Origin of the sequence: Chitinophaga sp. YR573 (genome assembly GCF_900110995.1) — a bacterium.
Lineage (GTDB): Bacteria > Bacteroidota > Bacteroidia > Chitinophagales > Chitinophagaceae > Chitinophaga.
Genome location: NZ_FOJF01000001.1, coordinates 724,121 through 749,035, shown reverse-complemented (window position 1 = coordinate 749,035; position 24,915 = coordinate 724,121). Strand labels below are relative to the sequence as shown.

At 44.3% G+C, this 24,915-nt stretch carries 20 protein-coding genes; 10 read left to right on the top strand and 10 right to left on the bottom strand.

Annotated features, from left to right (window positions below; all coding sequences use genetic code 11):
- Nucleotide 1: 1 nt before the first annotated feature.
- The gene (locus BMW86_RS03255) at nucleotides 2–664 is read right to left on the bottom strand and encodes an oxidoreductase (protein WP_089778918.1); all 663 of its coding nucleotides are present in this window, start codon (nucleotides 662–664) and stop codon (nucleotides 2–4) included.
- 52 nt (nucleotides 665–716) lie between these two features.
- Here BMW86_RS03255 and murB point away from each other — a divergent pair, with 52 nt between their 5' ends.
- Nucleotides 717–1,733: a UDP-N-acetylmuramate dehydrogenase gene (gene murB, locus BMW86_RS03250; protein WP_089783539.1), complete on the top strand. Its 1,017-nt coding sequence runs from the start codon at nucleotides 717–719 to the stop codon at nucleotides 1,731–1,733.
- Here the strand turns inward: murB and BMW86_RS03245 are convergent.
- From BMW86_RS03245 to BMW86_RS03215, 7 genes are all read right to left on the bottom strand, one after another.
- Nucleotides 1,720–2,688 (bottom strand): YpdA family putative bacillithiol disulfide reductase, encoded by a 969-nt coding sequence (locus tag BMW86_RS03245; RefSeq protein ID WP_089783538.1) that lies wholly within the window; start codon nucleotides 2,686–2,688, stop codon nucleotides 1,720–1,722. The genes murB and BMW86_RS03245 overlap by 14 nt on opposite strands.
- 39 nt (nucleotides 2,689–2,727) lie before the next feature.
- Nucleotides 2,728–3,612 (bottom strand): class I SAM-dependent methyltransferase, encoded by an 885-nt coding sequence (locus BMW86_RS03240; RefSeq protein ID WP_089778916.1) that lies wholly within the window; start codon nucleotides 3,610–3,612, stop codon nucleotides 2,728–2,730.
- 223 nt (nucleotides 3,613–3,835) lie between these two features.
- On the bottom strand, nucleotides 3,836–5,761 hold the full coding sequence (nagB, locus tag BMW86_RS03235; RefSeq protein ID WP_089778914.1) for a glucosamine-6-phosphate deaminase: 1,926 nt from the start codon (nucleotides 5,759–5,761) through the stop codon (nucleotides 3,836–3,838).
- Between the two features lie 283 nt (nucleotides 5,762–6,044).
- A complete protein-coding gene (locus BMW86_RS03230; RefSeq protein ID WP_089778912.1) occupies nucleotides 6,045–6,794 on the bottom strand; it encodes a copper homeostasis protein CutC in 750 nt (249 codons plus the stop codon).
- A complete protein-coding gene (locus BMW86_RS03225) occupies nucleotides 6,791–7,837 on the bottom strand; it encodes a N(4)-(beta-N-acetylglucosaminyl)-L-asparaginase (protein WP_089778910.1) in 1,047 nt (348 codons plus the stop codon). The genes BMW86_RS03230 and BMW86_RS03225 overlap by 4 nt, the downstream gene beginning before the upstream one ends.
- A 19-nt stretch (nucleotides 7,838–7,856) precedes the next feature.
- On the bottom strand, nucleotides 7,857–8,822 hold the full coding sequence (locus BMW86_RS03220; RefSeq protein ID WP_089778909.1) for an ROK family protein: 966 nt from the start codon (nucleotides 8,820–8,822) through the stop codon (nucleotides 7,857–7,859).
- Complete coding sequence (locus BMW86_RS03215; protein WP_089778907.1) at nucleotides 8,794–10,425, bottom strand: MFS transporter; 1,632 nt, start codon at nucleotides 10,423–10,425, stop codon at nucleotides 8,794–8,796. Before BMW86_RS03215 ends, BMW86_RS03220 begins: the two co-directional genes overlap by 29 nt.
- Nucleotides 10,426–10,752: 327 nt before the next feature.
- Here BMW86_RS03215 and BMW86_RS03210 point away from each other — a divergent pair, with 327 nt between their 5' ends.
- Nucleotides 10,753–12,042 carry a sugar MFS transporter gene (locus BMW86_RS03210; RefSeq protein WP_089778905.1) on the top strand — a complete coding sequence of 430 codons (1,290 nt, stop codon included), beginning with the start codon at nucleotides 10,753–10,755 and terminating at the stop codon, nucleotides 12,040–12,042.
- 61 nt (nucleotides 12,043–12,103) lie between these two features.
- Here the strand turns inward: BMW86_RS03210 and BMW86_RS03205 are convergent, their stop codons facing one another.
- Nucleotides 12,104–13,498: a Gfo/Idh/MocA family protein gene (locus BMW86_RS03205; RefSeq protein WP_089778903.1), complete on the bottom strand. Its 1,395-nt coding sequence runs from the start codon at nucleotides 13,496–13,498 to the stop codon at nucleotides 12,104–12,106.
- 580 nt (nucleotides 13,499–14,078) lie between these two features.
- Here BMW86_RS03205 and BMW86_RS03200 point away from each other — a divergent pair.
- From BMW86_RS03200 to argH, 8 genes are read left to right on the top strand one after another with little or no spacing between them, the layout of a single operon-like run.
- A complete protein-coding gene (locus tag BMW86_RS03200; RefSeq protein WP_089783537.1) occupies nucleotides 14,079–14,873 on the top strand; it encodes a GNAT family N-acetyltransferase in 795 nt (264 codons plus the stop codon).
- Between the two features lie 19 nt (nucleotides 14,874–14,892).
- Nucleotides 14,893–16,086 carry an argininosuccinate synthase gene (locus tag BMW86_RS03195; protein WP_089778901.1) on the top strand — a complete coding sequence of 398 codons (1,194 nt, stop codon included), beginning with the start codon at nucleotides 14,893–14,895 and terminating at the stop codon, nucleotides 16,084–16,086.
- An 8-nt stretch (nucleotides 16,087–16,094) separates the two neighbouring features.
- The gene (argC, locus tag BMW86_RS03190) at nucleotides 16,095–17,078 is read left to right on the top strand and encodes an N-acetyl-gamma-glutamyl-phosphate reductase (protein ID WP_089778899.1); all 984 of its coding nucleotides are present in this window, start codon (nucleotides 16,095–16,097) and stop codon (nucleotides 17,076–17,078) included.
- Nucleotides 17,079–17,135: 57 nt separating this feature from the next.
- Complete coding sequence (locus BMW86_RS03185) at nucleotides 17,136–18,266, top strand: aspartate aminotransferase family protein (protein WP_089778897.1); 1,131 nt, start codon at nucleotides 17,136–17,138, stop codon at nucleotides 18,264–18,266.
- Nucleotides 18,267–18,293: 27 nt separating this feature from the next.
- Nucleotides 18,294–19,250, top strand: a complete 957-nt coding sequence (locus tag BMW86_RS03180) for an N-acetylornithine carbamoyltransferase (protein ID WP_089778895.1) — start codon at nucleotides 18,294–18,296, stop codon at nucleotides 19,248–19,250.
- A complete protein-coding gene (gene argB / locus BMW86_RS03175) occupies nucleotides 19,247–20,023 on the top strand; it encodes an acetylglutamate kinase (RefSeq protein ID WP_089778893.1) in 777 nt (258 codons plus the stop codon). The genes BMW86_RS03180 and argB overlap by 4 nt, the downstream gene beginning before the upstream one ends.
- Before the next feature lie 3 nt (nucleotides 20,024–20,026).
- Nucleotides 20,027–21,091 carry a M20 family metallo-hydrolase gene (locus tag BMW86_RS03170; protein ID WP_089778892.1) on the top strand — a complete coding sequence of 355 codons (1,065 nt, stop codon included), beginning with the start codon at nucleotides 20,027–20,029 and terminating at the stop codon, nucleotides 21,089–21,091.
- Between the two features lie 2 nt (nucleotides 21,092–21,093).
- Entirely contained in the window at nucleotides 21,094–22,425 is a 1,332-nt protein-coding gene (argH, locus tag BMW86_RS03165; RefSeq protein WP_089778890.1) for an argininosuccinate lyase, read from the top strand.
- 39 nt (nucleotides 22,426–22,464) lie between these two features.
- Here argH and BMW86_RS03160 read toward each other — a convergent pair whose 3' ends face one another.
- On the bottom strand, nucleotides 22,465–24,831 hold the full coding sequence (locus BMW86_RS03160) for a TonB-dependent receptor (RefSeq protein WP_089778888.1): 2,367 nt from the start codon (nucleotides 24,829–24,831) through the stop codon (nucleotides 22,465–22,467).
- Nucleotides 24,832–24,915: the final 84 nt, after the last annotated feature.

The following is a 24,915-nucleotide window of genomic DNA, read 5'->3' as shown; positions in this document are numbered from 1 at the left end:
ATTATTTACCTGCCAACTCCTTAATGGCATCTGATTCATAAACGTGTGTGCCGGAAGGTGTATTGATGGCGGCGTTGATCATCGCTTTCGCTACATTCACGGCTTTTATGGGGCGGTATTTCCTCCAGCGGCCCTGCAACAGGAAATAAAATACGAGGGTCAGGAATTTACCTATCCATTCTCCCAGCCGGAATTCTTCCCGGGGACCCAGCAATACAGCAGGGCGGAAAATATGTAAGGCAGAGAATCCGGTCTTTTCTATCGCCTGTTCTGTTTCTCCTTTGGTGCGTAAATAGAAATTCATAGATGCAGGATTAGCTCCAACAGCAGAGACTAGCAGGAACTGCTGCATATTTTGGCGATGGGCGATGGTAGCGCAACGAACGGGTATCTCAAAATCCACTTTCCTGAAGCTCTCTTTACTCCCGGCCTTTGCGATGGTGGTACCTATACAGCAGAATAATACATCTCCATGCAGTGCTGATGCAAGGCCCTCTTCATCGTCAAAGTCAACGATAACCGCTTCCAGTCCCGGGCGTTGTTTGAGTGATGGTGAGCGCAGCAGTACTTTTACTTTGCTGAAACGGTTGTCATGCAAAAGCAGTGTTACCAGGCTATTGCCTGTAAGACCAGTGGCTCCTAATACGACAGCTGTTAGCGGCATGCTTTTATTATTATCTTTGTTTGATAAATTTACTAAAGTTTTGTCCGATCATATGCTGATATCTGAAAATGTTTTACTCCGGCCCTATAATACGTTTGGTATCACTGCTCATACCCGCTATTTTACTTCATTTTCATCTGCGGCTGCACTACAAGAGATTTTGTCTGCTCCGGAACAGCAGGGATTACCGCATATGATTCTGGGTGGCGGCAGTAATATGCTGTTTACGAAAGACTTTGACGGGATCATCCTGAAGAATGAAATAAAGGGGATTACGGTGGTAAAAGAGGATGATGCGCATATATATGTGAAAGCAGGGGCAGGGGAGAACTGGCATGGCTTTGTAATGGACTGTATCAAACATGACCGTGCAGGCCTGGAAAACCTGTCGCTGATTCCGGGGAATGTGGGTGCCAGTCCTATGCAGAACATAGGTGCATATGGGGTAGAGATCAAGGATACGTTTTATGAATTAGAGGCTTTTAACCTGCAGAGCTTTACTACAGAGACGTTCGACAATGCAGCGTGTGAGTTTGGTTACCGGGAGAGTGTGTTTAAAAGGAAATACAAAGGGCAGTATGCGATATTGTCCGTTACATTTAAGCTGAATAAAAACCCTCATTTTAATATTAAATACGGGGCTATTGAAGAGGAACTGAAAAGGATGGAAGTACATGAATTATCTATTCAGGCTATCAGTCAGGCCGTCATCAATATCCGTTCTTCCAAACTGCCTAACCCGGCAGAGATTGGCAATGCCGGTAGTTTCTTTAAGAACCCCACGATTGCCGGGGATACCTATGAGCGGCTGAAAGCGGAGTTCCCGCATATGGTAGCCTATCCGGTAGAGGGTGGCCATTATAAACTGGCAGCAGGCTGGCTGATAGAGCAGTGTGGCTGGAAAGGCTTCCGTGAAGGAGATGCAGGAGTACATGCCAAACAGGCCCTGGTGCTGGTGAATTACGGGAATGCCAGTGGTGCGGACATTTACCGCTTATCGCAGCAGGTGCTGGACAGTGTACATGCAAAATTCGGGGTAGACCTGGAAAGAGAGGTTAATATCGTGTAGCCTTTATGTGTGCAATGATTTTATCTGCATGATCTCTTGAGTTTTCAATAAACCATATGTGGGTATTCATCCCACCGCAAACTACTCCTGCCAGGTATATGCCTGGCATGTTTGTTTCCATGGTATCCGGGTTGTAGGTGGGCTGTTTCTTTCCATCGTCAGAAAGTTCTATCCCTGCTTTTTCGAGGAAGCTAAAGTTAGGCTGATAACCGGTAAGTGCCAGTACAAAATCATTCTGCAGGGTAACAATACCATCCGGTGTAAGGATATCTACTTCGTGTTCCCTGATAGCCTGTACAGTGGAGTGTGTGTAGGCTTTGATACTCCCTTCGCTGATCCTGTTTTCTATATCTGGTTTCACCCAGTATTTTACACGTTTACCAATCCCTTCTTCCCTGATCACCATCGTCACATCTGCGCCTTTGCGATATGTTTCCAGGGCAGCATCCACAGAAGAATTATTCGCTCCTATTACCAGTACTTTCTGCATGGCATAGAAGTGAGGGTCTTTGTAATAATGATTTACTTTAGGAAGATGTTCGCCGGGGATATGCAGCATATTTGGAATGTCATAGAAGCCGGTGGCGATGATGACATGTTTTGTGGTGTAAGAGGTTTTTGTTGTGGTGACAGTGTATGATCCGTTTGTTTGTTTTACTGTTTCCACGGCTTCGAAAAGATGTGTATTCAGGTGGTTGGAAACGGCCACACGCCTGTAATATTCCAGGGCTTCCGGGCGTACGGGTTTAGCGCTGATAGATACAAAAGGGACACCTCCTATTTCCAGCTTTTCTGAAGTAGAGAAGAAGGTCATATAGAGCGGATAGTTATACAGAGAGTTGGTAAGGCAACCTTTTTCAATGATGAGATAATTCAGTCCTGCTTTTTTTGCTGCCAGTCCACATGCCAATCCTATTGGTCCGGCTCCGATGATCAGTATATCATATGTTTCCATAGGTATAAAAATACGAATGATCATTCGTATTTGCTATTCTCATTGAACACGGGCCATTGCTACGCGGTAATATTCATATCCTTTCATTTTAGCGGCCCGTTCTTTTCCGTAGTATATCTCACGATAGGTATCGGCACCTTGATCATACTCTAATTTCATATTATAGCCTGCCAGGAAATCGCTGATTTTTGCTGGGTCTATTCCGAAGTTCCAGAACTCGTTATTACTCCGAAGGAGTTTGGTAACATTGGCAGCACCTACAAACTGTTCGGGATTAGATAATACTTTTTCATCTACGTAGGTAAAGATGATAACAGTACCGGGCAGGAATGTTTTAAAGTACTGGAAGATTTTATCTGCTATGGGAGCGGTAAAATAATTGGTAACACCTTCCCATATGAACATGGTTTTATAATGTGTGTTATGGAAGAGACCAGGCAGTACATCTTCCAGGCGTTGTTTATGAAAATCTACCGAGATAGAATCCACGTGTATAACGGGTTTAAGCGGAGAATTTTCCAGGATGGCCAGTTTGGCTTCCTGTTTAACAGGATCATCTATCTCTACAAACATCACCCTTTCTTTCATTTTAAGTCTGTGTACCCTGCAGTCGTATCCTGCACCGAATATGATGATCTGGTTGAAGCCTTCATCTCTGACAAGATTGGTGGTCATTACATCTATGAGCCTGTTCCGGGCAACACAGGAAGTAAGGGCGCCGGTCCAGCGTTGATCAATGTACCAGGAGATAATATGATTGAGAAAGGTAACCCTCGACAGCCATTCTACCAGTTTCAGATGGGATGGGAGAAATAGTTTAGCGTAAGGGTCATAAAACCGCCTTTCATCTGGAGGAAGATTTGAAGCAACTGCACGTAGCAGAGCGAGATAGGCCGCAGCTTTGCTGGCGGTGACCATTTTCATAAAACTTATGGGTTTACTAAAAAATGAGTATGAAGAAATTCGAGGTTTGACAATCACACACTGACTAACGTGCTATCCGATATTGGTTGAAACTTTATAATTTATAAATGTAACGAATATTTCGATTACAATATTTGGGTACTCATATTCATACTCAGCGGATAAAAAAAATACCGGAATGATTGTACTCATTCCGGTATCATTATTTGTAAGTATTGTACTGCTAAATGAAATGATATCTTACGAAAGCCTCCATGGCAGCATACTGCTGTAATCCAAGGTGGTCGTACATCTGAGCGGTATTAGCGTTACGGTCTTCTGCTCTCTGCCAGAATTCACGAATGTCGGTACCCTGGAATGGGATAACATCTTTCTGTGACTGGTGAATGAAGATACCGAGACGTTTCTGTAATACCTGATCGGGGCTCATTGGTACAGCCATTTCGATTTCATGGATGTTCCATTCCTGCCATGCGCCTTTGTACAGCCATACCCAGCAATCCTGCATGAAATCTTCGTGTTTCAGTCTTTCGAGTGCAGCGAAGATAACGTCCAGACATACTTTATGAGTACCATGCGGATCTGCGAGGTCACCGGCACAGAAGATCTGCTGAGGTTTCACTTTACGCAGGAGTTCTACGGTGATATCAACATCCGCGTCGCTCATTGGCTTCTTTTCTACCAGTCCTGTTTCATAGAAAGGCAGGTTCTGGAAGTGGATGTTTTCCTCCGGAATACCCACGTAACGGCAGGTAGCTTTAGCTTCACCGCGACGGATCAGCCCTTTAATAGCGCGGTTCTCAGGAGTATCTTTCTGACTTGGCTTTTTCACTCTCAGGAAGGCTTTAGCGTCTTCCAGGATCTGAGAGCTTTTGCTGCGGTCGATGTCGAACATACCTTCGAAACCTACGGCGAAGTCGATAAAGCGGAGCAGGAATTCGTCTGTAACGGCGATATTACCGGAAGTCTGGTAAGCAACGTGTACATCGTGACCCTGTTCGTGCAGGCGTATGAAAGTACCACCCATAGAGATGATATCATCATCAGGATGGGGAGAGAAGATGATAACGCGTTTATGTTGTGGTTCGGAACGTTCCGGGTGGCTGGGCAACTGTGCACCTGGCTTACCGCCGGGCCAGCCGGTGATGGTATCACGGATGCCGTTGAATTCCTCGATATTCAGTTCGTAGGCAGAGCCATACTGAACGATCAGGTCGTTTAAACCATTTTCATTGTAATCGCTGTCTGTAAGCATCAGGATGGGCTTATTCAGTTTCAGCGCCAGGCTGGTTACTGCTTTACGGCGCATTTTAGGCGTCCATTCGCAATCTCCGGTAAGCCATGGTTCTTTAAAGCGGGTCAGCTCTTCAGCCGCCTGCTCATCGATTACAAATTTACAGTCGGGATGTTGTTGCAGTAAAGAAGCAGGCACCTGATCGGTGGAATGTCCTTCAACTGCTTTGCGAACGATCTTAGCTTTGTGCGTACCCCAGGCCAGCAAAATGATGCGTTTAGCCTTGAAGATAGTGCTGAGACCCATTGTGATAGCGAGACGGGGAACCTGGCTCATATTGGCAAATTCGAATGCATTTGCCATCCTGGTAGAGTTGTCCAGGGTTACCAGGCGGGTATGTGAGCTAAGGCTGGAGCCTGGCTCGTTGAACCCGATATGTCCGTTTGTACCGATGCCCAGTACCTGGATATCAATACCACCGGCTTCTTCCACACGGCGCTCGTAATCTGCGCAGTATTCTTTTACTTTTTCCTTTGGCACAGTACCATCCGGGATAAAATAGTTACCCTCAGGAATGTCGATATGGCTCAGTAACTGTTCCCTCATGAACCGGTTGTAGCTTTGCAGCGCATCGGATTCGATGGGATAGTACTCATCCAGATTGAAGGTAACTACGTTTTTAAAGCTTAGCCCTTCTTCCTTGTGTAACCGGATCAGTTCTGCGTAGAGGTATTTGGGAGTTGAGCCTGTTGCAAGACCTAAAACCACTTTCTGATTGGTGGCTTGTCTTGATTTAATTAGTGCTGCTATTTCCTGCGCAACTGCTCTGGAACCCTCTTTAGCTGTAGGATGTATATCCACGGCTATCTGTTCGAAACTGTCAATCAGTTCAATTTCCTGATGATTAAGCGTCATGATTAGTGTTTTGAATTAGATGCGGTTTAAAAACGAAACGGAAAATTAAAAAAAATCTCTCTATTCTAATAGAACTTTATGCTTTGGTTAAGAATAAACCAGAAATTCCTATAAATGTATAAGGTACGTTTAACAAAATCTTCACGAAAATTTAAAACCGGGGAGTGTTAATTGACGTTTATAATAGTAGAGATGTGAAGAGATTATAACAACAATGACATTTGATGATGTAGAAAATAGAAGATGAATGCTTGATGCCGAAACGCTGAATATCAATTGATATTCAGCGTTTTGCTTGTTGGGCCAGTTCGAGAATGAGTTTTACGTCATCGGCCTGTGTTAATGAGATGCCATATTCCGGCACGCCGGGGATACCACCCATACTAACATGGGGGTTGCGATAGACCATTTTACTTTCTATATATGACCTGGCGGTGGTGTGAAATTCGGTAGCGCCGGTTTCCTTTACCAACATTTCAATGTTGTTTGCCCTTACGCCGGATCCCGCCATAATGATGATACGTCCTTCCGCCAGATTTACCAGTGTTTTCAGCAGCTCAGTACCTTCGGGAGCGGTATTCCGCTGACCGGAAGTGAGGATGCGTTCACAGCCGGTGCTGATGACATCTTCCAGCGCCTGTAAAGGGTCTGCCGTCATGTCAAAGGCCCGGTGAAAGGTAACGCCCATAGGCCAGGCCTCTTCTACCAGTATGGTCGTTCTTTCCACATCTACCTGTCCATCTGCTGTAAGCAAACCGATCACTACACCATTGCATCCCAGTTGTTTGCACATGGCGATATCTTTCTGCATGATAGCAAATTCGAGGTCGTCATACAGGAAGTCACCGCCGCGGGGGCGGATGATAGGGTAGATGTCTATATCCACCTTTTCCCTGGCCAGTGCGATCGTTGCATAACTGGGAGTGGTGCCGCCTTCCAGCAGGTTATCACACAGTTCTATACGTTTTGCGCCACCCTGTTGCGCCGCTATGCAGGACGCAACAGAGCTTGCGCATATTTCAAGTGTTATCATCCGGGGAAATAGCTTTTACCGTCTATCAGCACGTTGTTGGAATCGTTGGATAATACGGCGTAGTTAAAGCCTTTCTGCAGGCAGTAAGCACCGTGTTGACCTTTTTTATTCACTGCCAGGAAACCTACCTGTAAGCCTTTGGCTCTTGCAGGATTCTTTTTCACGATACGGGTAACTGCTTCTTTACAGGCGTTTTCAGGAGAGTAGCCCTGACGCATCAGTTCTACCACGAGGTGACTGCCTACAATGCGGATCACTTCTTCACCTACACCGGTAGAGGTAGCAGCGCCTATTTCATTATCTACATATAATCCTGCACCAATGATAGGGGAGTCTCCTACGCGGCCATGTAATTTAAACGCCATACCACTGGTGGTACAGGCGCCGGAAAGGTTACCTTCTGCGTCCATTGCCACCATACCGATCGTATCATGGTTGTAGACGTTACCCGGCAGTTTAAGCGGGTTAAAGGTGGTTTCCTTCTCTGCACCGTAGGAACTGTTTTCTATATTCATTACGGGCTTGTATTCAGACTTTTTCAGCCATTCTTTCCAGGCCTTTTCAGATTCCGGTGTCAGCAGGTTTTCTTTTTTGAATCCCTGAGACAGTGCGAACTGTAAAGCGCCATCACCTACCAGCATTACATGGGGTGTTTTCTCCATTACCAGCCGGGCTACGGAGATAGCATGGGTAATGTGTTCCAGGGCAGCTACGGAGCCGCAGTTACCCAGTTCATCCATAATACAGGCATCCAGGGTAACACGACCGTCACGGTCCGGGTAACCACTGTAACCCACGGTATGGTTGTTAGGGTCTGCTTCCGGCACTTTCACGCCTGCTTCCACTGCATCTAATGCACGGCCGCCGTTCTTCAGGATTTCCCAGGCAGCAAGGTTGGCAGCACGGCCAAAGTCCCAGGTAGAGAGAACCATTGGTTTGGCTTTGGAGGGCTTTACATATGGAGCAGCTTTGCTAACGCCATCTAATGATAAAGCAGCGGCACTCAGTGCCGCTGCTTTTAAAAAATGTCTGCGATCTTGCATAATTTTTTTATTTATGATTTTAGTCTTTCATCTCCCATGCGAGTGCGCTGGCGCCTAAGATGGCAGCATCGCTTTCCTGCAGTTCGGAGAAGACCAGTTTTACCTTATTCTGGAAGATCGGAAGCAGGTTCTTTTCCATGTGTTCACGTACTGGCTTCATGATCAGATCGCCGGCTTTTGTAAGGCCACCGAACAGTACGATTGCTTCAGGACTGGAGAACATAACGAAGTTGGCCAGGGCTTCACCCAGGATCTTACCGGTAAATTCATATACTTCCATGGCCAGCGGATCGCCTTTCATGGCAGCTTCATATATTACTTTGGAATTGATATCTTCCTTAGCGTAATCGCGCAGGGTACTTTTGGTATCAGGGCGGGCATCCAGGAATTCGTATGCTGTGTTGGTAACACCGGTAGCGGAAGCGTATGCTTCCAGGGAACCGTGTGCGCCGGTGCCGGTGTGCAGACGGCCACCAGGGATTACGATACAGTGCCCCAGTTCACCTGCAAAACCGTCATGTCCGTAGATCAGCTGACCATTCGCAACGATACCGCTACCTACGCCTGTACCCAGGGTGATAACAATAAAGTCTCTCATGCTTCTTGCTGCGCCGTACATGAATTCACCCAATGCAGCAGCATTGGCGTCGTTGGTAAGAATAGCCGGTACGCCGAATTTAGCTTCCAGCAATTTTGCCAGGGGAACTACTCCTTTCCAGCGAAGGTTAGGAGCATATTCAATGTTACCTGTATAGAAATTACCGTTAGGTGCGCCTACGCCGATACCTCTGATGTTTTCTATACCACCTACCTGGGCAATCAGTACGGAAAGATGTCCGTGTAATTCGTCCAGAAAAGCGTCTACTTCTTCATGCTGGTTTGTCAACATACGCCCATCACACAGAATGTTACCTCTGCGATCTACTATGCCGAACTTCGTATTGGTGCCTCCTATATCAATGCCCACCGCTAATTGCTGACTCATAATCAATGCCCTGTGATTTTAATATGTTTTTAACTCTAAATGCGAAGAATGCCAGGTATGCAAAGCATACCACCGGTATTATATAAGAATGGTGAATCCCTATGAAAGGAATATCTGCCAGACCGCCCTGTACGGGAGGAATGAGAGAGCCACCGAGTATCATAAGAATAAGGAAAGAAGATCCCTGGCTGGTATATTTTCCTAAACCAGCAATGGATAATGCGAAAATGCAGGACCACATTACAGAACAGAATAAACCTCCACTGATAAAAGCAAAAATAGAAACAGAACCGGAAGACAATAAACCGATTACCATTGCTAATATACCTAACAGCGCAAAGATCATTAATGTTTTAGCTGGTTTGTCCTGACCGGCAAAGAAACCGATGATCTGGATAACCAATACACCTGCATAAGGATATAATACACTTACATCTGTTCCTTTCAGTGAGTTTGCACCTAATACTACACCATAAGCCACGAATGGTACTATAACGGAGAGCAGTTTGTTGGTCCTCTTTGAAAAGTTGAATACAGTGATAGCGCCTGTCCAGCGGCCCACCATCATGCTTCCCCAGAAGAGGGAAACGTAAGGGTCGATTTCTGATTCAGACAAACCTGATGGTGTAAGATAACCGGGATGTTTCAGCAGGGCGCCCATGTTACTGGCGATGGTTACTTCCACACCAACGTATACAAAGATGGCGATCATGCCGAGCACCAGCTGCGGATACTTCATAGCGCCCCAGCCTTCGCCGTTCTTCTGTGAAGTGAGCTTTGCATAGAACAGGATACCGAGGATACCTACAATACCTGTGATAAAGAAAGGCAGTTCCTGGTGCAGACCGATACCTACCAGGATCAGGATGAACATAGCTGATATAGCTGTGAGGGCACCACTGGCTTTGGAAGAGGTTTCGAAAGGTTCGTCGGAAGTTTCTTTAGGCATTTTAGAGAACCAGAAGATTACTGCTGCGATGAGGAACAGTACGATCAGCAGTATATAAAGGCTGTTGATCTTGCTGATGTCTGTGTGTGCAGCAGCATCAGCATTCTTGGCGCTGCCAAAAAGCAGGATACTTACTACCAGCGGGCCGATAGTTGTACCGAAAGAGTTGATACCACCAGCCAGGTTGAGGCGGTGTGTACCTTTTGCAGGATCTCCCAATAAGATGGCGAAAGGGTTTGCCGCGGTTTGCTGCAGGGAAAAGCCCAGTGCTACAATAAAGAAGGCACCTAAAATAAGATAGAAGGCATAAGTGGTATTGGCCATGCCGTTACCGATATTCACTGCTGCGATTAACGCAATTGCGCCTACAACTGAAATGAGCAGGCCGTAAATAATTCCTTTCTGGTAGCCGATCTTGTTTAAAATGTCTACGCCACGTATTGCTGAGAAGAGATAGAGCAATAACGAGCCGATAAAGTAAGCGCCATAGAATGAAAAGTCGATCAGCTGGGATTCCAGCTGATTCAATTGAAAGTGGGCCTTACAGAAGGGAATAAAAATGCTGTTGGAAGCAGCAACAAATCCCCAGAAAAAAAATACAAGTATCAGTACAAAGAAAGAAGGATGTGTACTTTGCTTTGTTTGTTGAGCCATAAACGTGTTAAATTACTGTAATTTTTGCGTGTTAAATGTATAAATTATTTTTCGACAATTCCTAAATTTTCAAATAATTATTGAGTATTTTTCTGATGCAAAAACGTTTTAGCTAATATGTTGTAAAATTTCTATCTAAACCAAATGAAATTTGATTAATTCCTAAAATGGCATTCTAAAGGTGTACTTTTTAAGCTATTTACTATATAAAATTAGCATCTGTCTATTATTAAGTGTTAGTTGGTCGTTAATCATTATGAAATGCGGATTTTGTTAAGTATGTTCGCAAGTATCAATCAAATCTATAAAAAACATTAAAGCAGCAGTATGACAAACACCGCGTCATCGTCACTGGCCATGCCTAAACAGGCTAGTTTCGTGCAGTCCATGAGTATTCTTGGCATCCTTTATTTTTTGATGGGTTTTATAACGTGGGTGAACGGGACGATGATCCAGTTTCTGAAAATAGCGTGTGAGCTGAATATTTCTCAGGCATTACTGGTAACGCTGGCTTTTTTCATGGCTTATTTTTTCCTTGCATTACCATCCTCATTAGTAATTAATAAAACGGGTTATAAAAGTGGTATGGCTCTCAGTCTTGTTATAATGGCGGCTGGTTGTCTGATCTTTATCCCTGCTGCTAACAGCCGCAGTTTTCCATTATTTCTGACAGGCCTTTTTGTACAGGGAGGTGGTTTATCGTTACTGCAAACAGCTTCCAATCCTTACGCCAGTATTATAGGACCTATTGAAAGTGCGGCAAAACGCATCAGTATCATGGGGATCTGTAATAAAATTGCAGGTGTTATCAGTCCTTTAGTAATAGGTGCTGTTGTATTGAAAAATGCAGCCGGCCTGGAAGATCAGATCGCAAAAGCTACTGATGTTGCTCAAAGAGCTGTATTACTGGATAGCCTTGCTTCAAGGGTGATCATTCCTTATGTGGTACTGGCTATCGTACTGGTGATCATTGCTTTCCTGATCAACCGTTCCTCTCTTCCTGAAATAGAAGCTGCTGACGAACCGGTTGATGAAAAAACAACCATCACCCAACGTTCCAATATCTTCCAGTTTCCTTACCTGTTGTTAGGTGTATTCTGCATCTTTGTTTATGTGGGTGTTGAAGTAATGGCAGGGGATGTAATAGGGCTGTATGGTAAATCTCTTGGTATGAGCCTTGATAAAACCAGGTACTTTACTTCATTTACATTAGTGGCTATGCTGGCAGGTTATGTAATAGGTATTATTACTATTCCAAAATATCTTTCCCAGGATAAGAGTCTCCGGATTTGCGCTATACTGGGTATCATTTTCACTATAGGTGCTTTCTCAACTACAGGTTATACCGCAGTTACCTTTATTGCATTGCTGGGATTGGCTAATTCGCTGATGTGGCCTGCTATTTTCCCCCTGGCTATTTCAAAACTGGGTCGTTTTACCAAGATCGGTTCTGCATTACTGGTGATGGGTATTGTAGGTGGTGGTGTTATTCCACAGATCTATGGCGCCCTGTCAAATGTAATAAACTTCACACATGCATTCCTTTATTGCATGGTGCCTTGTTATATTTATATCCTGTTTTATGCTGTAGCAGGACATAAAATAGGACAACGATAATTTAAGAATATCATTATAAAAGGAAAGGCTTCCCAAGCGGGAAGCCTTTCCTTTTTATGTATTAGTACTGGTCGTCCAGTGCGAAAATCGGTTTCCTGTTCATCCAGCGGCCGCGTGTAAAGTCCGGAATGTACTGTACATTACCGCCTTCGGCTACAGACTGTTCACTGAGCGGGGTGATGGCGTACCAGGTAGCAAGATCATATACGTCCAGTGCATATGGCGCTCCTCGTTTTACACTCTCAATAAATGAATTCATCACATACCAGTCCATGCCTCCATGACCTGCACCTGCAGCGCTTGCGGTGAAGCGTTTCCACAGCGGATGATCGTATTTCTCCATGTAGCTGCCGGCAGTTTTTTCATCGCCTGCTTTTTCCCATTCATCATAAGGACTTTTTCCTTCTACATAAACGGATGCTTTATCATCCATCCAAAGACCATTAGTTCCCTGTACACGGAAATTTAATGAGTAAGGACGGGGAGAGTTGGTATCATGAGACAGCATAATGGTTTCACCATTGTTGGTGCGGATCAGTGTAGTGACGATATCACCCAGTTTGAACTCCACTTTTGCGTTTGGATGGTCTGCACCACCTTTCTCAACGATGTATTTATGTAATCCGCGTGCTTTGGTAGCTACGGAAGTAAGCGACAGCAGGCGGTTACCCCTGTTGATGTTGATCATGTTGGAAACTGGTCCCAGGCCATGAGTAGGGTAGAGGTCACCATTACGGTGTACGCTGTGGTTGGTCCTCCATTTGGCTTCAGAGATGGCTTTGTCGCCAAATTCCACGCCACCACCCGAAATCTGTTTACCGTTGTTGAATTTAACCGGACGCAGATCGTGCTGATAACCACCCTGTAAGTGGGTGATTTCTCCGAATAAACCCTGGCGGACCATGTTCAGTACTGCCATTACATCCCGGCGGTAACAAACATTTTCCATACCAAAGAGGGGAATGCCTGTGTCTTCACTGGTGTTGACGAGGCTCCAGCATTCCTGTACATCGGATGCGCCGCATACTTCCACGGCAGGTGTTTTGCCCGCTTTCATAGCGGCTACGGCCTGGATGGTATGCCATTCCCAGGGGGTGGCAATGATGACAGCATCGATGTCGTCTCTTTTCAGGAGGTTGTAAAAGTCTTCGGGGCCATTGGTATACTCTGCTACTTTTCTTTTGCCGCCGTAGATCTTTGTGATCAGTTCGCGGCATTGAGGAATAGCGAAGTTTACGTCGGGGTCCGCGATGGCAACAACGTCTACATCATCCCGATGGAGACAGAGGCTAAGATGACCTTGTCCACGGGCGCCTACCCCGATAAGGCCTACTCTTACCTTTTCTTTTTTGACATTTGCGAACAGCCGGGCCGGAGTGTTCAGCAGGGAAAGTCCCACGCTGGCGGCCACGGTGGTTTTGAGAAAGTTTCTCCGGTGTAATTGCTGCTTTTTCATGCTTTGTTTGGTTTACTCCTGCCGATAACGTGATTGCTGGTGGTGTATGAGTAGCTGGTGTTTAAAAATAGAGAATTAGATTGTTCTTTTATAATGATTTCTGCAAAAATTGATGGAAGGCGGGATACTCATTTGAAGGTTACTGTCGCGCTGGGAGTGAGCCTGTTATATTTAAGTCGTTGATAATGAATGATAATTAATAATTGGCCCATAATTTGCAAATAGATGATCATAATTTAACGTATCGTCTTAATTTTTTTCAGCGTTATAAAAAAATAATATTATAACTTTGCGTTTGAATTTAATTAAAGACAGTTTTTAACAATTTAATGTTGAACAGAAGTTGGAAAACTTTTCAAATCATACTAACGTTTCCGCTTATCATCCTTCCTTAACGGAAGGTGTGTACTCTGTTGCCTTCAACGTCTGTAGATTCCTTTCCCGACGACCTCGTATTTGATAGTGTCCGCTTACAAAATGCACGCTATCGCACCGTGATACTCCCTTATCACATATGGTGACTTTATCCAGCAATGGATTTCAAGACTTATTTATTGATTTACATTTTCAATTGACAAAATTGGAAAATCCAAATATCATTGTCAGGGTTGCGACCGCTGACGATCAGCATTACGGTAAAACCATCACCGACGAGATGGAATCTTCTGCCAAGGCACGTGGAACAGGCATTGCCAAACGTTCTCCGGAATATGTGCAGTTGAAAATGGAAGAAGGTAAGGCCGTAATTGCGGTAACAGACAAAGGCGAATGGGTAGGTTTCTGCTATATAGAGGCATGGGGTCATGAGAAATTCGTGGCAAACTCCGGGCTTATCGTAAACCCGGCTTTCCGGGGACATGGTGTAGCCAAGGCAATTAAAATGCGGGTGTTCGAATTATCCAGACAGAAATATCCTGATGCCAAGATCTTCGGTTTAACTACGGGTCTTGCTGTGATGAAGATTAACTCAGAGCTTGGTTATGAGCCGGTTACCTATTCAGAGCTGACAGATGACGAAGAATTCTGGAAAGGATGCAGAAGCTGCGTGAACTTCGACGTATTAACCAGCAAAGGCCGTAAGAACTGCCTGTGTACTGCTATGTTGTACGATCCCGCTGAGAAAGCGAAAGAAGCTGAAGCGAAAGCCGCTAATATGAGAGCTTCTTCCATCACCCTGCTGACAGACGTACAGCCTCAGATGCTGGTAGCTGCCAACGGACAGATGCATCATAAAAAGAAGGACAGGACCTTTAAAGGAAACTTTAAGCTGTTCGAAAGATGGATCCGTTTTAAAAGATACGTGCTGCTGAAGACCAATGGCGGTGGCGCTGCTTCTTCCAGCAGAAAGAAGTTCTTCTTATTCAACCTGTTTTAATTTTAAAATATTATCATAAATGAAAAAAGTAGTACTGGGTTTTAGTGGTGGTCTTGATACATCATACTGCGTGAAATATCTGACAGAAGAAAAAGGATATGAAGTGCATTCTGTGATTGTAAATACCGGCGGTTTCACAGAAGAAGAACTGGTGGAAATCGAAAAACGCGCTTATAACCTGGGAGTAAAGAGCCATAAAGCTGTAAATACAGTACACTCTTATTATGATAATGTAATTAAGTACCTGGTATTCGGTAACGTACTGAAAAACAATACTTATCCGCTGAGCGTAAGTGCTGAGCGTATGAGCCAGGCAATTGCCATTGCCGAACATGTGAAGGAAGTAGGTGCTACTGCGGTTGCGCATGGCAGTACCGGTGCGGGTAACGACCAGGTGCGTTTTGATATGATCTTTCATATCATGATCCCTGGTGTTGAAATTATTACTCCTATACGTGATCTGAAACTGAGCCGTGAAGAAGAGATTTCCTATCTCAAGGGTAAAGGAGTACAGATGAACTTCGAAAAAGCTGCATACTCTATCAATAAAGGTATCTGGGGTACATCTGTAGGTGGTAAAGAAACATTGAACTCCAATGGTTTCCTGCCGGAAGAAGCATGGCCTACCCAGTTATCCAGAACGGATGCTGAACAGGTGAAACTGCATTTCGAGAAAGGTGAATTAACCGGTGTAAATGATAAGACGTTTTCACATCCTACCGAAGCCATTCAGTATTTACAAACATTGGCAGGACCATTTGCTTTGGGCCGCGATATACATGTGGGTGATACCATCATCGGTATTAAAGGCCGTGTAGGTTTTGAAGCCGCCGCTCCTGTGGTGATCATCAAAGCACACCATGCGCTGGAAAAACACGTACTTACAAAATGGCAGTTAAGCTGGAAAGATCAGCTGTCACAGTTCTACGGTAACTGGCTGCATGAAGGTCAGATTATGGACCCGGTAATGCGCGACATTGAAGCTTATCTGCAGAACAGTCAGCAGCATGTTACCGGTGATGTGTTTGTAACATTACAGCCATATCGATTCCAGGTAACAGGTATTGAGTCTGTTTATGATCTGATGAGCAGCAAATTTGGTAAATACGGGGAAATGAATAACGGCTGGAGTGGTGAAGATGTAAGAGGCTTCAGCAAGATATTCGGTAACCAGACTATGATCTGGCACCAGGTATCTGAAAGCGCTAAATAGACTATAAAATGGCAAACGATAAAAAGATAAAGGCAGGGATCATCGGTGGAGCAGGATATACTGGCGGAGAGATGATCCGGATCTTATTGAATCATCCTGATGTAATTATTTCTTTTGTTCATAGCCGGAGTAATGTCGGTAATCCCCTGTATGCTGTGCATGCAGATTTATTGGGGGAAACAGAGCTGACCTTTACAGGTGAGCTGAGTAATGAGATAGATGTTCTCTTCCTTTGTCTTGGACATGGGGAAGCAAAGAAATTCCTGGAAGCCAATGAGATCGACGCATCTGTAAAGGTGATAGATCTGAGTCAGGATTTCAGACTGGGCGAGAGCGTGAACGGCCGGGAGTTTGTGTACGGATTGCCCGAGATGCAACGTGAAAAGATAGCTACAGCTAAAAATATTGCCAATCCGGGTTGTTTTGCTACAGCTATACAACTTGGATTATTACCACTGGCCAAAGCAGGATTGCTGAAAGAAGTGCATACAACTGGTATTACCGGATCTACCGGCGCCGGTCAGAGCCTGCAATCTACTTCCCATTTTACATGGAGGGCCAATAACGTATCCACTTATAAAGTACTCACCCATCAGCATCTGAAAGAGATACGACGAAGCCTGCAGCTGTTGCAGCCTTCTTTTGCCGCCGATATCAACTTTGTACCGGTACGCGGGGATTTCGCCAGAGGAATCTGGGTGACATCCTACCTGGAAAGTGATCTTTCTCTGGAAGAAGCACAGCAGCTGTATAAAGCATATTATGCCGGTCATCCGTTCACACATGTAAGCGACAGACAAATAGACCTCAAGCAGGTAGTGAATACCAATAAATGCCTGATCCAACTGGAAAAAACAGGTAATAAACTGGTGATTCATTCTATAGAAGATAACCTGTTGAAAGGTGCATCAGGACAAGCGGTGCAGAATATGAACGTCATGTGCGGACTGGAAGAAACGGCAGGACTTAAGTTGAAGTCGATCGTATTTTAAGTATCTCTTTCATCACAATATGGACCCCTTCCGGATGGTCCCGCAACTTAATAACTAATGCAATTATTTGACGTATATCCCGTTAACGATATTACTATAGAGAAAGCCCTGGGTTCCAATGTATGGGACGATAAAGGTGTTAAATATTTAGATCTGTATGGTGGTCATGCCGTTATTTCTATCGGTCATACTCACCCCCATTATGTAAAACGTCTCACAGACCAGCTGCATAAAGTAGGATTTTATTCCAATTCCATTCATATTCCTTTACAGAAACAGTTAGCAGAAAAGCTGGGTAAGATCTCCGGTAAGGAAGATTACCAGTTATTCCTGTGTAACTCCGGTGCAGAAGCCAATGAGAACGCATTAAAACTGGCTTCTTTCCATAATGGCAAGAAGAAAGTGATTGCTTTCAGGAAATCATTCCATGGCAGAACTTCTCTGGCAGTAGCGGTGACAGACAATCCGAAAATCGTAGCGCCGGTAAATGAAACCGATAATGTAATATTTCTTCCATGGGAAGATGAAACAGCCTTGCAAACTGCTTTCGAAGAAAACGAAGTATCTTCTGTGATTATAGAAGGGATACAGGGTGTAGGTGGTATCAGGGTAGCCAGTTTCTCTTTCCTGCAAAAGATCAGGGTGCTGTGTGATAAATACAATGCGGTATTCATTGCAGACAGCGTACAGTGCGGTTATGGCAGAAGCGGCAGATTCTTTTCTCATGATTATGCAGATGTAAATGCGGATATTTATACTATGGCCAAGGGAATGGGTAACGGTTTCCCTATCGGAGGTATCATTATCGCGCCGCATATCCAGGCATCCTACGGCTTACTGGGCACAACCTTTGGTGGTAATCACCTGGCTTGCGCAGCAGCACTGGCAGTACTGGAAGTGATTGAAAAAGATAACCTGATAGAGAATGCGGCTGAAGTAGGAGCTTACCTGATCGAAGAGCTGAAGAAATTCCCGCAGATCCTGGAAGTGAGAGGAAGAGGACTGATGATAGGTATTGAGTTACCGGAATCACTGGCTCATGTGAAAAAGGAACTGCTGTTCAAGCATAAGATCTTTACCGGAGAAGCGAAGCCGAATGTAATACGCCTGTTACCTTCACTGGCGCTCACCAGGGAACATGCAGATGAATTCCTGGCAGCATTCAAAAAGGAACTGGAAAACAATTAAATTCATCATTACAGCGCTATATACACAATGAAACAATTTATTTCCGTAGATGATGTACCTAGTGTCCCGCGTTTAGTGGAGACAGCACTGGGCTACAAAAAGCAACCTTTCAAGGACAAAACTTTGGGTGAAAACAAAACCCTGGGCATGATATTCCTGAACCCAAGCCTGCGAACACGATTAAGTACGCAGGTGGCTGCTAAAAACCTGGGAATGGAAGTTGTGGTCTTTAATATAGACAAGGAAGGCTGGCAGCTGGAAATGAATGATGGCGCTATCATGAACGGAAATACAACGGAACACGTAAAGGAAGCAGCTGCTGTTATGGGACAGTATTTTGATATCCTGTCTATCCGTACTTTTCCCGGATTGAAAGATAAAGAAGCTGATTATACAGAGAAATATATCAATCAGTTTATTAAATATGCCGGCGTTCCGGTGGTGAGCCTGGAAAGCGCTACCCTGCATCCTTTGCAGAGCCTGACAGATGTTATCACTATTAAAGAAGAGTGGCAGCAGGCTCGTCGTCCCAAGGTTGTAATGACCTGGGCCCCGCATGTGAAGCCATTGCCACAGGCAGTGCCGAACTCTTTTGCGGAGTGGATGAATGCATGGGGAGAAGCTGATTTTGTGATTACACATCCGAAAGGATATGAGTTGGATAAAAAATTCACCGGTAGTGCGCCGATAGAATACGATCAGGATAAGGCATTGGAAGGAGCTGATTTTGTATATGTGAAGAACTGGTCTTCTTATGAAGATTATGGTAAAATCACTTGTACAGACAGTAACTGGATGGTGACGAACGAGAAACTCCGTGGTACTAATCAGGCGAAAGTAATGCACTGTCTGCCGGTAAGAAGGAATGTGGTGATAGCAGATGAAGTGCTGGATGGTCCACAGTCTATCGTAATCAAAGAAGCAGGTAACCGTACATGGGCCGCACAGGCAGTGTTGAGCGAGATCCTAAAAAGCAGTTTATGATCTTTGTTATTAAAGTAGGTGGTAATGTGATTGATAATCCGGAATTGTTGCAACGTTTCCTTGGAAAATTTGCAGCAGTTCCCGGCAAGAAGATATTGATCCATGGTGGTGGCAAGATAGCTACCCGCATAGGAGATAAGCTGGGCATTGAATCTAAATATGTGAATGGCCGCCGTATTACAGATGCGGAAACTATTGATGTAGTGACGATGGTATATGGTGGTTTGGTGAACAAACAACTGGTAGCCAAATTGCAGGCGAATGGCTGTAATGCTATTGGGTTAACCGGTGCAGATGCGAATATCATTCCGGCGGTGAAACGTCCTGTGAAAGAGATTGATTATGGATTTGTGGGAGATGTTTCCAAGGTACAGGCTGCACCGCTGAAAGCATTGCTGGAAGCAGGCTTTACACCGGTATTCGCTCCGCTTACACATGATGGTAAAGGGCAGATGCTGAACACGAATGCAGACACTATTGCCTCTTCGCTGGCAACAGCTTTATCGGAATATTATGAAGTAAGACTGATCTATTGTTTTGAGAAGAAGGGTGTGCTGCATGATGCGAACAATGATGATGCTGTGATTAACCTGATCGATCGTCAAATATACCAGGAGCTACTGGAGGATAAGGTATTGACAGATGGGATTCTGCCTAAGCTGGAAAACGCTTTTGCTGCTATTGAAAGTGGGGTAAAAGAAGTGCTGATAGGACATGCAGATGATGTGCTGAGTAATACTTCTGATACAGTAGCGGGTACTTTAATACGCTGACCTATGTGGAACCAACAATTGTATGATGATGCAGTAAAACTTTTACAGTCGCTGATTGCTACACCTTCTATCAGCAAGGAGGAGCAGGGTACGGCACAACTGATTGGCAATTTCCTGAAAGAAAGAGACATTCCGTACCAGCAGCACTTAAATAATATATGGGCAAAGAACAAGTATTTTGATCCTGCCAAACCCGTAATCCTTTTCAATTCTCATCACGATACTGTTAAGCCTAATCCGCAATACACCCGTGACCCTTTTTCTCCTGATGTAGTGGATGGCCGCCTGTATGGCCTTGGCAGCAATGATGCCGGGGGATGTCTGGTAAGCCTCATCGCTACTTTCCTGCATTTTTACGAACGTAATGACCTGGCATATAATCTCATTCTTACAGCTACTGCTGAAGAAGAGATCAGTGGTGTAAATGGTATAGAAAGTATCCTTGCTTCTTTACCGGCTATTGAGTTTGCTATTGTAGGTGAACCTACACAAACTCAGCTGGCGATTGCAGAAAAAGGACTGATGGTACTGGATTGTACGGTGCATGGTAAAGCGGGTCATGCTGCACGTGATGAAGGAGAGAATGCATTGTACAAAGCATTGCCGGATATTGAATGGTTCCGTACTTACCGTTATCCCAAGGTGTCTGAAACATTAGGCCCGGTAAAGATGAGCGTAACGGTGATCAATACTTCCAATAAAGCACATAACGTAGTACCGGCAGATTGTACCTTTGTGGTGGATGTGCGGGTAACGGAACAATACACTTTAGAACAGGTATTAGCCATTATTCAGGAGCATGTACAATGTGAAGTGAAACCACGCTCTATGCGTATGCGCCCTTCCGGTATTCCTTTAGATCATCCTTTTGTACTGGGTGGTATCAAACATGGTAAAACATGTTACGGTTCACCTACTACTTCAGATCAGGCACTGATACCAGCTACTTCTATTAAAATGGGGCCAGGTGATTCTGCCCGTTCACATACAGCAGATGAATATATTTACCTGGATGAAATTCGTCAGGGTATAGACAGTTATATTAAATTGTTGGAAGAAATTTTATAATTATGAAAATTTGGCAAAAGGATAAAGCCGCGCTGGCTGAGGTGGATAAGTTCACAGTGGGAAAAGACCGCGAGATGGATGCTTACCTGGCGCCGTTTGATGTACTGGGTTCCCTGGCACATACTGCTATGCTGGAAAGCATTGGGCTGCTGACTGCTGATGAACTGGTTATCTTGCAACGCGAATTGAAACAGATTTATAAAGAGATTGCTGCGGGTGATTTTGAGCTGGAAGAAGGGGTAGAGGATATTCATTCACAGGTGGAGCTTTTGCTTACCCGTCGCCTGGGTGAAGTGGGTAAGAAGATCCATAGTGGCCGTTCCCGGAATGACCAGGTTTTAGTGGACCTGAAACTGTTTTTGCGTCATGAATTACAGGTGCTGGTGGAGGAAGTGAATGTGCTGTTTGAATTATTACAGAAGAAAAGCGCTGAATATAAAGACCATCTTTTACCGGGATATACACATCTGCAGATAGCTATGCCATCCTCTTTTGGATTGTGGTTTGGTGCGTATGCAGAGAGCCTGGTAGATGATCTCACGGTATTACAGAGTGCGTATAAAGTAGTGAATAAAAACCCACTGGGTTCTGCTGCGGGGTATGGTTCTTCTTTTCCGCTTAACCGTACTATGACTACGGAGTTGTTAGGTTTTGATGATCTGAATTATAATGTGGTGTATGCACAGATGGGACGTGGTAAAACGGAGAAGATCGTTGCATTCGGATTAGCGGGTATTGGGGCTACATTGGCTAAAATGGCTATGGATGCGTGTCTGTTTATGAACCAGAATTTTGGGTTCATTACTTTCCCTGATGAGCTGACAACCGGTTCCAGTATTATGCCGCATAAGAAGAACCCTGATGTATGGGAGTTGATCCGTTCTCATGGTAATAAGTTACAGGCTTTGCCGAATGAGATTGCAATGATGATCACTAATTTACCAAGTGGTTATCACAGGGATTTGCAGTTGCTGAAAGAGAATTTGTTCCCTGCGTTTCAGTCGTTGAAAGATTGTTTACGTATGGCTGGCCTTATGCTGGATAATATCCGTATTAAAGAGAATATTCTGGATGATGCGAAGTATCAGTATTTGTTTAGTGTGGAAGTGGTGAATGATTTAGTGTTGTCTGGTGTACCTTTCAGAGAGGCTTATAAGCAGGTGGGATTAGATATTGAACGCGGGAGTTTTACACCGGGGAAAGAAGTGAAACATACACATGAAGGAAGTATTGGAAATCCCGGGAATGAAGAAGTGAGCAGGATGATGAAAGAGGTGATAGCAGGTTTCCCTTTTGAAAAAGTGGATAAGGCGATAGAGAAATTAGTAAGTTAATTATAAAAAAGGCCAGCTGATTTAGCTGGCCTTTTTCTTTTAGAAGGAGATGTTAATCCCTGCAAAGAAGTTTGTACCTGCCATTGGATAGTATCCATTACTGTTTACTAATTTTCCACTTTCAGTATACATATAGGTATATCCGTTAGGGGAATATTTTTTATCAAAGATGTTATTAAGCATAAAAGATAATCCCAGTTCTTTAAATAACTTTTGAGGTACTACATAATTGAAACGGAGATCATTGGTATAATAACCATCCAGACTACGTTCTTTCGCTCCTGTGTTGTCCATGTATTGTCTGCTTACATATTTCCCCAGTAAACTTATTTCTAAATGTTTGACAGGTTTAGCTGTTAATGTATATCCACCTACAAAAGAAGGAGAGAAGGCGATGGTACTGTTTTTATAAGTAGCAGTATCCTGTAAGCCGGTATCATAATTATCAATGTAAGTAGTAAAGTCTTTTACTTTATTCTGGCTCAGTGCAGCATTTAATCCCAGCACAAAAATGTTTCCTAATCTTGTACTGCCCTGTAATTCTATACCAGTGCGGTAGCTTTTAGGAATATTAGTACGTGTGTATGCGCCTACATTATTGAGTTTACCGGTTTGTACCAACTGGTTTTTATAATCCATGTAATATACATTGGCAGACAATACTACATTATTACCATGCAAGGTATAACCAGCTTCTACATCGCGTAATGTTTCTGCTTTAGGTGTTTGTTGTAAAGCGGCTTCGAAGTCATCGCGGTTAGGTTCTTTATTGCCGATAGCGAAAGAAGCATATACTTCCTGCTGATCATTTAATGAATAAGTGATACCTGCTTTAGGATTGAAGAAGTTATAGTTGTTATGTTGAATGAGAGTAGGGTTATCTTCAAAACCATCGATGTTGTATTTCACATTGCGGTATTGCAGATCTGCAAATAAACGTAATGCGCTGGTGAGTTTGTATTCTCCTTTCCAGTATACGTTCACATCTCTTTTTGTAGCGTCCAGGTCGTAGTATTTATGGTCTTTATCAATAGCATATTGTGCCCAGATAATTTTACCGTAGTGACCACCTTCATAGCGGTTCCAGCCACCACCTAAACTCCAGTTGAGGCGATCTCCTTTGTAGTTGATGGAGTAGATGCTACCGTAGAAGTTATTGTCGAGCCACAGCTGGCGTATGAGGTCAGTATTCGTTACTGGTGCGCCGTTGATAATAGGATCTGCTATACCGTAAGCTGCATATGTATCCTGTTCCCTGTATTGTTCGTAGTAACCTTTACCACGGGTGTAATGCAGTGCAACGTTGAAGTTTAATTTGCTGCTGAGGGACTGGTTCAGGAACAGCTGATAATTATCCTGTTGATAGTTATCCGTTTCATTATTGTAGTAAGTGCCGTCTGAACGCTGACCGGCAGAGTTATAGGTACGGTGTGTTTTCAGGGAATCCTGTGGCACGCCGTTCCAGGCCTGGTAAGTCTTTTCTGTACCGGAGAAGATATTAAATCTGATAGCGGTGTTTTTGGAAATATAAGCAGCTGAGGTATAGAAGGACTTCAGATCTGAAGAAGCACGGTCTATATATCCGTCGGAGGATATTTTAGAGAGTCTTGCATCTATGGTAAAGTGACCGTTAATCAAGCCGGAGCCTGCTCTTACGGTGTTCTTCCAGGAGTTGAAAGATCCGAAGCTGCTGCTGATTTCGCCGTAGGCTTTATCGCGGAAATCGTTGGTACTGAGGTTTAAGGAAGCTCCGAAAGCACCGGCGCCGTTGGTAGAAGTACCTACGCCGCGTTGCAGTTGAATGCTGCTAACGGAAGAGGCGAAGTCGGGCATATCTACGAAGTAAGTGCCTTGTGATTCAGCGTCATTAACGGGGATACCGTTGGCGGTAACGTTGATACGGGTGATATCAGAACCTCTTACGCGGATACCGGTGTAACCGATGCCTGTACCGGCATCTGAGTTTACAACTACACCTGGTTGCTGATTCAGCAGCATAGGGAGGTCCTGTCCGAGGTTTTGTTTTTTGATGTCTTCTGCGGTTAAAGTAGACTGTGTAAAGGGAGCGTGTTCACCGGCGCGTAAACTGGTGATTTCAACGGGTTTTACGAACAGCCCGGTTTCTTCCAGTACAATATCTATATGAGTATCGCTGTTGACGGTAGTGCTGAAAGTTTTATATCCCAGGTAGCTGGCTTGTAATGTATAGGAGCCTTTAGCGGGCATGATAAGGCGGTAGTGACCGTTGATATTGGTGCGTGTGCCTGTGTTATTGGGCTGCAGGGTAACAGATACGCCTTCCAGCGGATGGCCGCTTTTTTTATCTGTAACGGTGCCGGTAAGAGTGGTTTGTGCGTGTAACATCCCGGTGCTGCATAGCAGCAATAAGCATAGAAGTTGTCTCATGGACTATTGTAATTTAATAGCTACAAATTATCAGCAGCAATTGGCAGACTGTAAGCAATGAAACATGCTTATAGCCGGCGGCTT